The 13034-nt window shown below is 58.0% G+C and carries 10 protein-coding genes and 1 pseudogene; 7 read left to right on the top strand and 4 right to left on the bottom strand.

The features are described from left to right. Positions 1-327: 327 nt before the first annotated feature. The 3 genes from AC0MAZ_RS14815 (at position 328) to AC0MAZ_RS14825 (ending at position 5085) form a co-directional block, all read left to right on the top strand. The gene (locus AC0MAZ_RS14815; protein WP_475858328.1) at positions 328-2574 is read left to right on the top strand and encodes a hypothetical protein; all 2247 of its coding nucleotides are present in this window, start codon (positions 328-330) and stop codon (positions 2572-2574) included. Positions 2575-2613: 39 nt separating this feature from the next. Beyond that, positions 2614-3900: a hypothetical protein gene (locus tag AC0MAZ_RS14820; protein ID WP_475858329.1), complete on the top strand. Its 1287-nt coding sequence runs from the start codon at positions 2614-2616 to the stop codon at positions 3898-3900. Between the two features lie 99 nt (positions 3901-3999). Beyond that, a complete protein-coding gene (locus tag AC0MAZ_RS14825) occupies positions 4000-5085 on the top strand; it encodes a hypothetical protein (RefSeq protein ID WP_475858330.1) in 1086 nt (361 codons plus the stop codon). Between the two features lie 301 nt (positions 5086-5386). Here AC0MAZ_RS14825 and AC0MAZ_RS14830 read toward each other — a convergent pair. Continuing rightward, positions 5387-5799, bottom strand: a pseudogene (locus tag AC0MAZ_RS14830) (thiamine pyrophosphate-dependent enzyme); the annotation flags it as partial. A gap of 157 nt (positions 5800-5956) precedes the next feature. On the opposite strand from AC0MAZ_RS14830, the gene katB reads away from it, so the two are divergent. The 3 genes from katB (at position 5957) to AC0MAZ_RS14845 (ending at position 8934) form a co-directional block, all read left to right on the top strand. Further along, positions 5957-7498 carry a catalase KatB gene (gene katB / locus AC0MAZ_RS14835; protein ID WP_186735862.1) on the top strand — a complete coding sequence of 514 codons (1542 nt, stop codon included), beginning with the start codon at positions 5957-5959 and terminating at the stop codon, positions 7496-7498. Positions 7499-7697: 199 nt separating this feature from the next. After that, positions 7698-8006: a hypothetical protein gene (locus tag AC0MAZ_RS14840; RefSeq protein WP_232855363.1), complete on the top strand. Its 309-nt coding sequence runs from the start codon at positions 7698-7700 to the stop codon at positions 8004-8006. 55 nt (positions 8007-8061) lie between these two features. After that, positions 8062-8934 (top strand): MFS transporter, encoded by an 873-nt coding sequence (locus AC0MAZ_RS14845; protein WP_475858332.1) that lies wholly within the window; start codon positions 8062-8064, stop codon positions 8932-8934. A gap of 5 nt (positions 8935-8939) precedes the next feature. Here the strand turns inward: AC0MAZ_RS14845 and AC0MAZ_RS14850 are convergent, their stop codons facing one another. Next, complete coding sequence (locus tag AC0MAZ_RS14850; RefSeq protein ID WP_475858334.1) at positions 8940-10163, bottom strand: MFS transporter; 1224 nt, start codon at positions 10161-10163, stop codon at positions 8940-8942. 144 nt (positions 10164-10307) lie between these two features. On the opposite strand from AC0MAZ_RS14850, the gene AC0MAZ_RS14855 reads away from it, so the two are divergent. Beyond that, on the top strand, positions 10308-11240 hold the full coding sequence (locus AC0MAZ_RS14855; RefSeq protein WP_232855361.1) for a LysR family transcriptional regulator: 933 nt from the start codon (positions 10308-10310) through the stop codon (positions 11238-11240). Between the two features lie 33 nt (positions 11241-11273). On the opposite strand, the gene AC0MAZ_RS14860 is transcribed toward AC0MAZ_RS14855, so the two are convergent. After that, positions 11274-12179 (bottom strand): MurR/RpiR family transcriptional regulator, encoded by a 906-nt coding sequence (locus AC0MAZ_RS14860; protein WP_234562298.1) that lies wholly within the window; start codon positions 12177-12179, stop codon positions 11274-11276. Positions 12180-12257: 78 nt separating this feature from the next. After that, on the bottom strand, positions 12258-13022 hold the full coding sequence (locus tag AC0MAZ_RS14865; RefSeq protein WP_232855360.1) for an ABC transporter ATP-binding protein: 765 nt from the start codon (positions 13020-13022) through the stop codon (positions 12258-12260). Positions 13023-13034: the final 12 nt, after the last annotated feature.

Here is a 13034-nt window from a genome sequence, read left to right on the forward strand (position 1 = left end):
CTATGGTGCCAAAGCCCTGCTTAGCCAGGCGTTTCCACTGCTCCCCTGCGCATCTGTGCCCGTCCAAATAGTACACTCGCAGTGACTTGTACTGGGACTGGTCCTGCCTCGGGGTAAACCATGCGAATTACAGCCTCTCACATCGTCGATTGGGCCAACACTCATGCGAAGGAGGCGCAAGCGGCGCTGCCACGCTTGATCAGGCGGCTTTGCTACGAGCCGTCGGTGACGGCTCTCCTATCGTTCCCAGCAGGCGACTCCACCTACGTCCCCGGGTGGGATGGAACAGTTTTCCATCAAGAGGGTAATGCCTGGATTCCGCTCGGCTTGTCCCGCTGGGAAATCGGCTGCGATCAAGACGTCCAGGCAAAAGCCAATTCGGATTATCAGAAGCGTGTTGAAAAAGTAGATCAGCAAGAGCGTTCTAAAACAGCTTTTGTTTTTGTGACGCCGAGGCGTTGGGTAAAAAAAGCTGATTGGTTGGCGCAAAAGAAGGGCCAACGAGAGTGGGCAGGCGTTCGAGCCTATGACGCGGATGACTTGGAGCAATGGCTGGAGCAAACCCCGGCAGTGTCCTTGCAATTTGCCGAAGAGATGGGTCTTGCCGGTTGGGGGGTTGTAAGCCTTGCGCGCTTTTGGGATGGCTGGGCTCGCCAATGCGTTCCCGAGATCACTCCTGATGCACTGGTTATGGGGCGGGCGCTGGAGCTGAATGCTCTGAATGAAAAACTTCGGTCCGCAACGGCTGATACCGATGTGATGAGTCCGCTATCGATCAGAGCTGACAGCATGGATGAAGCTGCAGCCTTTGTGGTGGCGGCGACAATGGCTTCGGGAGAGTTGAGGCATCAGTCACTGGTAGTAGTTGATCCTGCTGGCTGGCGATATGTTGAAGCCAACCCTCAGATTCGTATCGCAATCGCCGCTCGCGCAGAGATAGCCAGTCACCCCATCATGCGTAAAGGGCTTCGACTGATCGTTCCCTACGCCTCTGGTGATATGGCGGGTAGGCCGAACGGAGACGAACTGGTACTGGAACGACCGAGTATTTACGATTTCGAAAAGGCTCTCGTTCATACCGGGATGGAAGAGTCCGATGCCAAAAGGTATGCGCTCAGTACAGGGAGGTCCTGGACGGTACTGCGTCGTCAACGGGCTACCAACCCCGCGATCCGTCGCCCTGGTTGGTTGGATTCCCCTCACTCGGCAAGCTTGCCTCTTCTGTGTCTGCTTGGGGCTTGGAAGTCTGATTGCCTGGCTGACAGACAGATAATTGAGCGCATTGCCGATCGGACGTATGAGGAAGTAGAGGCAGATTTACGCCAACTCGCCAGAGTGGATGATGCACCGGTGCTGAATATCGGTATGGTCTGGAAGGCTAAATCACCGCTGGAGCTCCTCACTCAGTGTGGCGACCGAATCACTAGCGGTCAGCTAGATAGATTTTTTGCTGTTGCCCAGGAGATCCTCAGTATCCCTGATCCGCAGTTGGAGCTGCCGGAAGACGAGCGTTGGCTGGCTCAGGTTCGTGGTCGAGTACATCAATATTCCAGTCTGCTGTTCGAGTCGATTTGTGACTCGCTTTTGAAGCTGGCGGTGCGCGGCGAGGAGCAACCAGGGCTTCAGTCGCTCCACATAGAGCAGCGCGTTTCGTCGCTCATCTTGAGTTTGCTCGATGGTGCCGATGGTCGTCGCTGGTTGTCGCTAGCCTCGTACTTGCCGACTTTGGCTGAAGCAGCACCCGATGAATTCATCCGTGCGGTTCAAAAAAGTCTCAGCCTGCCGGGTGCGCCTGTGACTCGACTCATTACCGAGTCAGCAAGCTCGGGTGGTTTGGGCGGTCGTTGCTGGCACGCCGATCTGCTCTGGGCGCTAGAGATGCTCGGCTGGGCGCCGCGGCGGCTCGGCCCAGTTTCACTGATTCTTGCTCGTCTCCGTGATGTGCCCATGAAAGGAAATTGGGGAAACAAACCTAGTGAGAGTCTGCTTAGTTTGTTCAGATCGTCGTATCCCCAGACAGCGGCCAGTTTGGAAGAGCGCATCAAGGTCCTTGATTTTCTGATCAACAAAGCACCCGACGCGAGCTTCAGCTTACTGCTGGCCCTGGTCGGGCGTGGGCCTAATGGTGTGTTTCTGACCCACAGACCAAAGTGGCGGGATGACGATGCCGGTGCTGGTCGTGGTGTTAGCGGAGAGGAGGTAGCCGCGATGGTCCTCGCCGCGAAAGAAAGGTTGTTCACGATGAGCGCGGGGGATGCCTCCAGAACGGTGCGGGTCATCAAGAAAATTCATCTTGTCGATGAGTTGGATAATTCGCTTTTACTCCTAGCGCCATTTTTGTTGGATGGGGCTGCCGATGGGGACCGTGAAGCTATCCGTGCAGAGCTGCGGCACATAATTTACTGGCATAAAAACTATTCAGATGAACCAGTCGCAGAGCTGGAAAGTAAATTGCAAGCTATAAGCGGTATTTATGAGCAGCTTGTTGCTAAAGACGTGGTGCTGCGACACCAATGGTTGTTTGACAACCACTGGTTGGACTTGCCTGAAAAAGATGAGTACGATGGAATTTAAGCCAAGGGGCTGGTCGTACTAAAACTGCGGGTCTCGGCATTGAATCAGATACACGAGGCCTATTCAATACAAGGGGTGAATCGCCTCATATGCGAATGCGCTGAGCCTGGCATTGTTGGATCTACGCTGACCAGGGTTGAATGGATAAATTCAGTTGAAATTGCCGATTGGCTATTTTCGGTAGGTGCGGATTTTGCGAAATCTTCATCGGTGGCGAGATGCCTGGTTGGGATATTTGAATCGTATTCAGTGCCAATCGCCGACGAGCTTCTCCAAAAACTGATCTGTTTAGGGATGCAGCATAAGTGGGAAGTGGACAGGTTGGCCAAGTTGCTGACTTTGGCAGTGGCAAGGCCTGCTACATGGCGGATGGTGGAGGAGTGCGGGCCTGAGGTTTCGGCTGCCTATTGGCAGCAAGTAAGTGTCCATCCTAGAGCAGATGAGATTCCAGGGTATGTTATGGAGCAGTTGCTGGCAGTCAAGCGACCATTAAGTGCGCTTCATTACTGTCAGTATGCGATCGAAAAAGCAGACCCGCATCTGCTGCTTGCGGCCCTTGAGCTGTTCTTAACCCAAGGTGCAGAGGGGGAGATCAGGCTCGAAAGCTGGCATCTTGAGAAGATGATCGAACGTTTAGAGGCCTGCAAAGAGATAGACCGGATGACGCTGGTGCGACTTGAGTTTGGCCTATTCCCGTTGTTTCGTTATGGTCGAGAAAGCAAGGCGGCGCTTCTTTATGAAGCCCTTATGACTGAGCCCGAAATTTTCAAAGAATTTATTTGCATGGTGTTCGCTCCGGAGAATGGAGAGCGGAAACCAGTTGACGATCTGGCTAAGGCTGCTGCGGAACGTGCCTACAGTATTCTGCACTCATGTCGTCGGTTGCCTGGTGTGCAGGATGATGGGCGCATCGATAGAGACGTTCTGCTTGAGTTCGTCAGATCGACCCGCGGTCTGTGCCGTGACGCCGACAGGCTAACGATGTGTGATCAGACATTAGGCGAAATACTTGCGCATGCTCCTGCAGATGCAGATGGGGCCTGGCCGTGCGAACCAATCAGAGAGGTACTGGATGACTTCGACGCAGAGCAAATGAGGGAAGGGTTTTGCATTGGTTGCTTTAACAAACGTGGTGTAACCATCAGGTCCATGTGGGATGGCGGAGAGCAGGAAAGGACCCTGGCGGAGACGTATCGAGGACACGCCGAGCGGGTTCGTTTTTCACATCCCAATGTGGCTGCTGTTCTGGATGACTTGGCCAAAGGCTATGAGCACGATGGCCGGCGGGAGGACACAGCGGCAAACTTGAGGAAAGAAGGCCTCTGATTAAGGTCACGGCTATCCTGCACAGGAAATAGGATTCAATTGCTGTATTATTATTGTTGCTGTGGCTGATATTGATTTCAGGAAGAAGAGTTGAAGTTTATGAACAAGGTAACTATTTCAACGTGGGCGACAGATGCTTTTCTAGGGCTCTCAGCCTGCAGTCCTAACATGCCCTTGAATTGGTCATCTGAGTGGGTGTCGAGGGCGGGAAATTTCGTAGAATCATTCGTGCTGTACGATAAGGTTGTGCTGACGGAAGGCTTTGAGAATCATTCGGTTTTGAAGTATCTTGACCCTGATGGAAAAATTTTTGAGTTCATTAAAAAGAGTGATCTCTTACACTCAACTAACCTTCAGGATGGCCTTACTTTTGACCTGAATTTAAATGTCGAGAATTTTGAGATTCTCGAGAGAGACGGTGCCAAGTGGTTTGCTCAACATGATGGTCTGCTCGGGGAGGCTGATTATCATGAGATTTTGAGTGAAGGATGCACGCCAATGACTTTTCTTAGATTTTGGCAGCAAAGCCTAGTGAATGAGATAGCAGAAAAAACGCATTCTTCCTTGATACTTCCGCTTTCTTTGCAAGGATTGGAGGTATCAAAAAGCGAGTTTAAACCTATCCCCTACCATGTCGAACAGCTGCAGGTGCTCGATGAGCATTTCAGGGGAGCTTTGAAAAGCATTGTAAGCGTGGTCGGAGACTCGTTTGAGAGCATAATTGATAATGTCCCTCCATTCTTCTTGCTTTTGATTGACCAGACGTTCTCTGTGGATATGTTGTTGGACAATCTTATCAACCTGCGACGCGACCATGAAGAGCTCAGGCAGCTCACTGGTAAGCTCAAGCGTGAAGTCGAAGCACAGAAGGGTGTCTCAGCCAAGAGTGAGGTAGTGGCGGAGTGGGCTAAATCGTGGGATATCGTTGTGAAGAGCGGGTTCAAAAAGCCTCGCTTGTTGCGTCGAAATTTATCGTCCTCTGACCTCTCGAAGGCACTTGTTAAGCCTACTGCGACAATTTCCACTGCAATACAAGCAGCAATGGATTACTCTCAAGAGTCAAAGGCATACAAACGATTCGCTGTGTATGGCAGGCTATATGAGGAGCTTGATAGCATAGAGGCTACAGAAGACAAGCTTAAGAAAAACCTTAATGTAAACATCACTCATAGATTGAGTGGCTGACGCTATGCTCATCTAAGTCTAAAGTTTTTTAAGGTTGCTAGAGGCATGGCTTGCGTGCCTGCTCTTTGATTTTGCCCATGGCAATTACGGCATTCGAGGTGCCAGTTTGTATGGAGCTTGCCATGACCTCAATTTCTTGGGTCGATTGGTGCGTCCGGTAGCGGTCTTGAGAGGGGAATGTGCTTGTCACGTGATCTAAGCTGCGCCGTCAGGGTCGCCTGAGTCTTGAATGCCTAGTGCCCAGCACTATCGTCGAGTGAGTAGGTCATTACCAATCCATGGCCGGTAGTGACCTCTCTGATTAGATGCCCAGCGCGCGTTCACGCAGTTCTCTGTTGAGGATGTGGTCATTCTCGCTGTAATTGACTGGGCAGTCGATCACGTGCACGCCTTGGTTGGAGATGCAGTGGTCGAGTAGGGGCAGCAAGGCGTCGGCGCTCTCAACGCTACAGCCATTGACGCCGTAGACTTCGGCTTCTCTGACGAAGTCCGGATTGCCGTAGTCCAGGCCGAAATCGGTGAAGCCTATATTGGCCTGCTTCCAGCGGATCATGCCGTAGCCGTCGTCAAGCAGGATCACCACGGTAGTACTGCGGTTTCCAGCTCCTATTGTTCCATCATGAAGCCGCCGTCGCCGCAGACCGAGATCACCGGGCGATCCTGATATACCAGGTGCGCGGCCATGGTCGCCAGGGCGTTGTCGAGCAGCACGGTTAGGACAGCTTTGCTTGCCTATAGCATTCATGAATAAAAAACAGGATTGAAATTACCAATTGCACTGATCATCAGGATCAATTTAGTGATCGGTCACGGGCTCCTTACCCTTTTCGAGGCGCATCAAGACGCCTGAAAGAACCCTTAGGAGTACCCCATGATCCCTTTGCTCAAGCTGTTCCAACCCGGTCGCCTGCTGGTGGCGGGCAGCCTTGCCGCCAGTCTGCTGTCGCTATCCGTGCAGGCCGCCACCCTGACCCGTGACAACGGCGCGCCGGTTGGCGACAACCAGAACTCGCAGACCGCCGGCCCCAACGGCTCTGTGTTGCTGCAGGACGTGCAACTGCTGCAGAAGCTGCAGCGCTTCGACCGTGAACGCATCCCCGAGCGCGTGGTGCACGCCCGCGGCACTGGCGCCCATGGCCAGTTCACCGCCAGTGCCGACATCAGCGACCTGAGCATGGCCAAGGTGTTCCGCCCCGGCGAGAAGACCCCGGTATTCGTGCGCTTTTCCTCGGTGGTGCACGGCAACCACTCGCCGGAAACCCTGCGTGATCCGCGCGGTTTCGCCACCAAGTTCTACACCGCTGATGGCAACTGGGACCTGGTCGGCAACAACTTCCCAACCTTCTTCATCCGCGACGCGATCAAGTTCCCGGACATGGTCCACGCCTTCAAGCCGGACCCGCGCAGCAACCTCGATGACGATTCGCGCCGCTTCGATTTCTTCTCCCATGTACCGGAAGCCACCCGCACCCTGACCCTGCTGTACTCCAACGAAGGCACGCCGGCCAGCTACCGCGAGATGGACGGCAACAGCGTGCACGCCTACAAGCTGGTCAACGCCAAGGGCCAGGTGCACTACGTGAAGTTCCACTGGAAGAGTCTGCAAGGGCAGAAGAACCTCGACCCGAAACAGGTCGCCCAGGTCCAGGGCCGCGACTATAGCCACATGACTCACGACCTGGTCAGCGCGATCAACCAGGGCAAGCTGCCGAAATGGGACCTGTACATCCAGGTGCTCAAGCCTGAGGAGCTGGCCAAGTTCGACTTCGACCCGCTGGACGCGACCAAGATCTGGCCCGACGTGCCGGAGCGCAAGATCGGCCAGATGGTGCTCGAGCGCAACGTCGACAACTTCTTCCAGGAGACCGAGCAGGTGGCCATGGCGCCGTCGAACCTGGTACCAGGTATCGAACCGTCCGAGGATCGCCTGCTCCAGGGGCGCCTGTTCGCCTACGCCGATACCCAGATGTACCGGGTCGGCGCCAATGGCCTGAGCCTGCCGGTGAACCGCCCGCGGGCTGAGGTCAACACCGTCAACCAGGATGGCGCGATGAACGCCGGGCACACCGACAGCGGCGTGAACTACCAGCCGAGCCGCCGCCAGCCGCGTGACGAGCAGGCCGACGCGCGGTACGTGCAGACCCCGCTGAGCGGCAGCACCCAGCAGGCGAAGATCCAGCGCGAGCAGAACTTCAAGCAGGCGGGCGAGCTGTTCCGTTCCTACGGCAAGAAGGACCAGACCGACCTGATCAATAGCCTCGGCCAGGCCCTGGCGACGGCGGACGAGCAGAGCCGCTACATCATGCTGTCGTTCTTCTACAAGGCGGATGCGGACTACGGCACCGGCCTGGCCAAGGTGGCCAAGGCCGACCTCGAGCGGGTCCGGCAGTTGGCGGCGAAGCTCAAGGACTGAGCGGCGCGGATCTGCAGGAGCGGGTTTATCCGCGAGCACCCGCGAAGCCGGGCGCGTCATGGATAAATCCGTTTCTCCCCCAATATCGCGCCCGAGGTTGTAATGATGGCTAAAGAGTGTCACCTTTCTGCAGTTGTTGACAATAGTCTGTCTGGCTCAGCGAGCGCAGACTTCATTCTTGTAAGGAAACGTGAACCAAATGACAATTGCCGCCCATGATCTCAAGGAAATGAATCAACTTTTGGAGAGTGGAGTAAATATTTCTGAAATTGCCGAAAAATTTCCGAGCTATGACTACTTGGAGATTTACGGTAGCGTGAATGACTACAGCCTGCTGGGCAGAAAGCGCATTATCACCAATCGCCTGAATTCCATCAAAAAAAGCACTTCAAAGAGCGAACGGATCGAACTGATTGAAGAGGTTAATAGGCTGGTGACCGAAATGTACGAGCTCGCCAAAAGCAATGGGAAGAAGCTGGTGGATATCAGTAAGGTCTTGAAGCGTTAGTTGCCAATGTCTCAGCGATACAAGGTGCAGCCGGGTAGAGGGAAAGCGTAACGCCATGGAAAAAATCGAAAGAGCTCTACGGGCTGATAATATTGATTTCGAGGGGCGAAAAATTAGTGTAATCAGGCGCATCTTATTGGTGATCTCCTGTATTGCCGCTCTGAGTCTTTTCGCTGCATTCATGTCGGTTAACGAAGGGCATCCGGATCTTGGTTTTGGTCTGATGGCAGTGTTCGTGTTCTTGGGAGTCTATGTTTTCATCGCGACATTGGAAACGACCGTCCTGAGAAACCTGGTAGAACTGCGTGCGTCACTCGTGGCCTGGCTGGCGATTTTTTCGTATGTGGCGTTCTTGGCGAAATCCAATGCGGCCATCGCCATCAATGACATATTTCATGTGGATGCTTCGGTTTTCCCGATGACGTTGTTGGCGGTGACCGCGCTTCAGACGCTTGGGATGTTTTTTTGGTTTGTTGTGGCAATTTCTGTGCTCCTGATTATAGTCGCTTGGCTGGGGCGCGATAGTTTTTCAGGCTCCAGGGATGGTGTTGCGATTATTGTAACTATCATAATCAGTGCGGCGGCACAGCTTTTTTTTGCACTGATGATCCACGCTTGGATTAATGATGAAGAGCAGAGTCGTAACTCCATCTATCGGATTGCGCATTTTGCTGACTTCAATGCAAGGAACAGTTGCAAGGGAGTTGCAAGTGACGAGCTTGTTGTCTATACGGATGCGCAACGAAGTAAGGTGCTTATAGCGCCCAAGCTCGAGGAACGTGTGGGCTGGAACGCTGACAAGAAGGCCTCGTGGTTGCAGCCTGTGACAATTCCAGATGAGTTTCCGCAACAGGACTGTATCCCGTTGGAAATCAGTCGTTCCGTCGAGGAATCTTTGCCGCCCAATCTGTCCAGCGAGTGGCAGTAGAGGGGTCAAGCCGGGTGGTTGCGCGAGCAACTGCCCCGGGGACCATCGACCACGTGACGATAGGCGCAAAGCGCGGCCAGCATCGCCACCAGCGAGGCCAGCACGCCGATCAGGAATACCGCGGGTACCCCCTGCTGGCGGGCGAGCAGGCCGGCCAGCGGTGCCGTCAGGCCGATGGAAATATCGAAGCAGGCGTCATAGAAACCGATGGCCAGCCCCAGGCTGTGCAATGGCACCGCACGCAGCGCTACCAGCGCCAGCAAGGGATAGATCATCGACACACCGAAGCCGCTCAGTGCCGCCCCCAGCATCGCCTGGGCGGGGCTCGCCGCCAGCCACAGCAGCAACTGGCCGATGGCCTCAATGGCCAGCATCGACAAGGCCATGTCCGGCCCCGCAGTGCTGTCCACCCGAGCGCCGAACAACAGGCGGGCGCAGACGTAACCGGCGCCGAACGCCGCGAGGGCATAGCCGGCGCCGTTCCACTGATGGTGTGCGTAGGTAAGGGTGATGAACGACGACACCGACACATAGCCCACGGTTGCCAGCGCGAACACCAGGCCGGGGCGCCAGATCCGGGCCAGCAGCGCCGCCAGGGGCATCGACGCGCCCGACGCGTGGACGAGGCGGGCCGCCGGCGTGCGCAGTGCAACGAGCAGGCCGAACAGCGGAATGATCGCCGTCACCGCCGACACCCAGGCAAAGCTTGCGACTTCACCCAGCTGCGCTGCCACCGCCGCGCCGCAGGCGATGCCGGCGAACATGGCGATGCCGATCCAGGACAGCGCCTTGCCGGCCTGCTCTGCGCCGAACAGGGCGATCGGCCAGGTACTGCCACCGGTAAACAGCAGGCTCTGGGCAAAGCCCATGGCGATTCGCCCGGCGATGACGGCCGCCAGGCTGGCCGCAGGGGTGTCCTGCAGTTGCGCGGCCAGCAGGTAGCAGAGGCCGGAGACCGCGCTGCCCAGCAGACCCAGAACCACCGCCCGTTTCGGGCCGCGACGATCCGCGGCGGTCCCGGCGAAATGACGGGTGAGCAGGGTGGCCAGCGACTCGACGCCCATGACGCACCCCACCATGAGCATGCCGTAGCCCAACTGCCCATGGACCCACAGCGGCACGCTGGCCAGCGGCATGCCCATGGTCATCAGGCCGAGGAACACCGCGGTGGCCACCGGTAGCAAGCGGCCGGTTTCCGTGTGCTGTGCAGGTTGCGTTTCAATGGTCATGGTCCAGGTCCCTGGGCAGGTGAAGGGGGCAGGTAGACGCTTGGGCCCACCTTGCTTTTTGCCGTAGCCTATTGGAGAACCCAGGATTGATCTGGGCGATAAATTCCGCCGGTAGCGGAATTTTCGTCATCAATGGAGTGGCTGATGTACGCATCCGAACGGTTGAAGGGAATCGACGTCTTCGTCGCGGTGGCCGAGATGGGCAGCTTCAGCGCTGCCGCCGGGCGCCTGAGCCTCAGTGGCTCGGCGGTAAGCAAGGGGGTGGCGCGGCTGGAGGCGCGCCTGGGGGCACGATTGTTCAACCGCACTACCCGCAGGCTGTCGCTGACCGAGGCGGGCGCGCTGTTCTACAAGACCTGCACCAGCGTGCTGGCCGATCTGGAAGAGGCCGAGCAGGCCATCTTCGCCGAAAGCGACACCCCCCACGGCAAGGTACGCATCGATCTGCCGGCCGCCTTTGGCCGACTGCATGTGTTGCCGCTGATCGTGGCGTTCACCCGGGCGCATCCGCGGTTGCAACCGCATGTGTCGTTTTCCGACCGCTACATCGACCCGGTGCAGGAGGGCGTGGACATCCTGGTGCGCATCGGCGGCGCGCAAGCCTGGCCTGCGGCCCTGGGGCACCGGTATTTCGGTGCCCAGCGCCTGGCGTTCTGCGCTTCGCCCGACTACCTGGCGCAACATGGCACGCCACAGGACGAGCAAGCCCTGGAGCGCCACCTGTGCATCGGCTATGGCGAGGCCGCAGGTCTGGTCACGCCGTGGTACCTGGGCGGTGGGTTGCCGGGCGAGATCAGGCAGCGGATCGTCCAGCCACACCTGGCCATCGGCGATGGCGAAGGCATGCTCGACACGGTCCTGGCGGGCCTGGGCATTGGCCAGCTGCCGACCTGGCTGACCCGAACGCATATCGAGTGCGGCACGCTGGTCGAGGTGTTGCCGCAGCTCACCTCGCAGGGATTGCCGATGAATCTGGTCTGGCTGAAAAGGCGGGAGGGGTTGCCCAAGGTACGGGCGTTGCTCGATTACCTGTTGCCCCGATTGAGTGCCGAAGGCTGCTCAGGGAGAGCGGAGTAAATTCACGGGGATCTACCCAGCTGTCTGGCGCACCTACTTTCTGCTGAACTTGTCACCTGGCACATGCAGATACGACATCACGCTTTCGGTGAGTTCGGTGGCCAGTTTCACCGCCTCCTTGTTGCGCGCCATGACCCCGGCCACCAGGCCCTCGATCAACGCCAGCACGGCGATGTTGGAGCTGGTCAGCACCGGATGATCGGCGGTGGCATACAGCACGTGACGGGCCAGCGGCGCCAGCGGCGAGGCCGGGGAGTCGGTGATGGCCAGCACGGTGGCCTTGCGCTCATGGGCGAAGCGCGACAGCTGCAGGGTGTCCTGGGAGTAACGTGGCAGGGCGATGGCCAGCAGCACGTCCTGTTCGGTGATCGCGGCCAGGCGGTAGGCGGCGTTCTCGTTGCCGCCTTCCATGCTGATGGCGCAGGTGTCCTTGCAGAACGGCACCAGGGTCGAGGCGGCGAGGCCCGCCAGGTAGACACTATTGCCGAACCCCAGCACATAGACCTTGCGCGCCTCGAGCAGGCAGCCGACGAACGCCTCGAAGGCGTCGGCCTGGTTGTTGCTGGCGGTGGTCGCCAGGTTGCTGCTGGCGCTCTGGATCTGCTCATGCAGGCCGAACTCGCCACCCGGGCGCTGGGCCAGTTCGTTGCGCAGCTTGTCCACCGGCGAGACCATCTGTTGCAGGGTCGCCACCAGCTCGGCTTTCATGCCGCTGTAGCCGCCCAGGTCCAGGGCCTTGGCCAGGCGGTTGACCGCGGCCGGTGAGGTGGCGGTGGCCTGGGCCATCTCCTCGATGGTCAGGGTCGCGGCCTTCAGCGGGTGGCGCAGGATGTAATCGGCGACCTTGCGCAGGGACGGCGGCAGTTCGCCCAGGCTCTGCGACAGCTTGCGCATGACCGCGGAGGCGTAGACGGTGGTGTTCTTGGTATGGCTCGACATCCGGCGCGACGCTCCCTGAAAGTTGCCGGTAGTGTATCCCAAGGCGCCCGGCGGCGGAGCCGTTGAGCGCCCTGGCGCTTACTTCAGGCTGCCGGCGAGGAACTGGCGCAGGCGTTCGGACTGCGGCCGGGCCAGCACTTCGCGTGGGTCGCCGCGCTCCTCGGCCTGGCCCTGGTGGAGGAACAGCAGCTGGTTGGACACCTCGCGGGCGAAGCCCATCTCGTGGGTGACCACGACCATGGTGCGGCCTTCCTGGGCCAGGTCCTGCATGACCTTGAGCACCTCGCCGACCAGCTCCGGGTCGAGCGCCGAGGTCGGCTCGTCGAACAGCATCACCTCGGGCTCCATGGCCAGGGCCCGGGCAATCGCCACCCGTTGCTGCTCGCCACCGGACATGTGCGCCGGGTAGGCGTCGCGGCGATGGCCGACACCGACCTTGGCCAGGTAGTGCTCGGCCTTGTCCCGGGCCTCCTTGCGGTTGATGCCGAGCACGTGCACCGGGGCTTCCATGACGTTGTCCAGGGCGCTCATGTGCGACCACAGGTTGAAGTGCTGGAAGACCATGCTCAACCGAGAGCGCAGGCGCTGCAGTTGGTGCGGGTCTGCCGCGCGCAGCCCGCCGCGGGCGCACTCGCGCAGCTTGAGCTGTTCACCGTTGACCAGGATCTGCCCGGCATTGGGTTGCTCGAGCAGGTTGATGCAGCGCAGGAAAGTGCTCTTGCCCGAGCCGCTGGAGCCGATGATGCTGATCACATCACCGGCGTCGGCCTGCAGTGAAACACCCTTGAGCACCTGGTGGTTGCCGTAGCTTTTGTGCAGGTCGTGGATTTGCAGTTTGTTCATCAGTCGGTACTC

The organism is Pseudomonas sp. A (assembly GCF_056270345.1).

Excerpts from the sequence above, each read along its gene's own strand:
- AC0MAZ_RS14860 (WP_234562298.1), bottom strand. The coding sequence starts at position 12,179 with ATGTCGAGCCATACCAAGAACACCACCGTCTACGCCTCCGCGGTCATG.
- AC0MAZ_RS14850 (WP_475858334.1), bottom strand. The coding sequence starts at position 10,163 with ATGACCATTGAAACGCAACCTGCACAGCACACGGAAACCGGCCGCTTG.
- AC0MAZ_RS14845 (WP_475858332.1), top strand. The coding sequence starts at position 8,062 with ATGGAAAAAATCGAAAGAGCTCTACGGGCTGATAATATTGATTTCGAG.
- katB (WP_186735862.1), top strand. The coding sequence starts at position 5,957 with ATGATCCCTTTGCTCAAGCTGTTCCAACCCGGTCGCCTGCTGGTGGCG.
- AC0MAZ_RS14840 (WP_232855363.1), top strand. The coding sequence starts at position 7,698 with ATGACAATTGCCGCCCATGATCTCAAGGAAATGAATCAACTTTTGGAG.
- AC0MAZ_RS14865 (WP_232855360.1), bottom strand. The coding sequence starts at position 13,022 with ATGAACAAACTGCAAATCCACGACCTGCACAAAAGCTACGGCAACCAC.
- AC0MAZ_RS14855 (WP_232855361.1), top strand. The coding sequence starts at position 10,308 with ATGTACGCATCCGAACGGTTGAAGGGAATCGACGTCTTCGTCGCGGTG.
- AC0MAZ_RS14825 (WP_475858330.1), top strand. The coding sequence starts at position 4,000 with ATGAACAAGGTAACTATTTCAACGTGGGCGACAGATGCTTTTCTAGGG.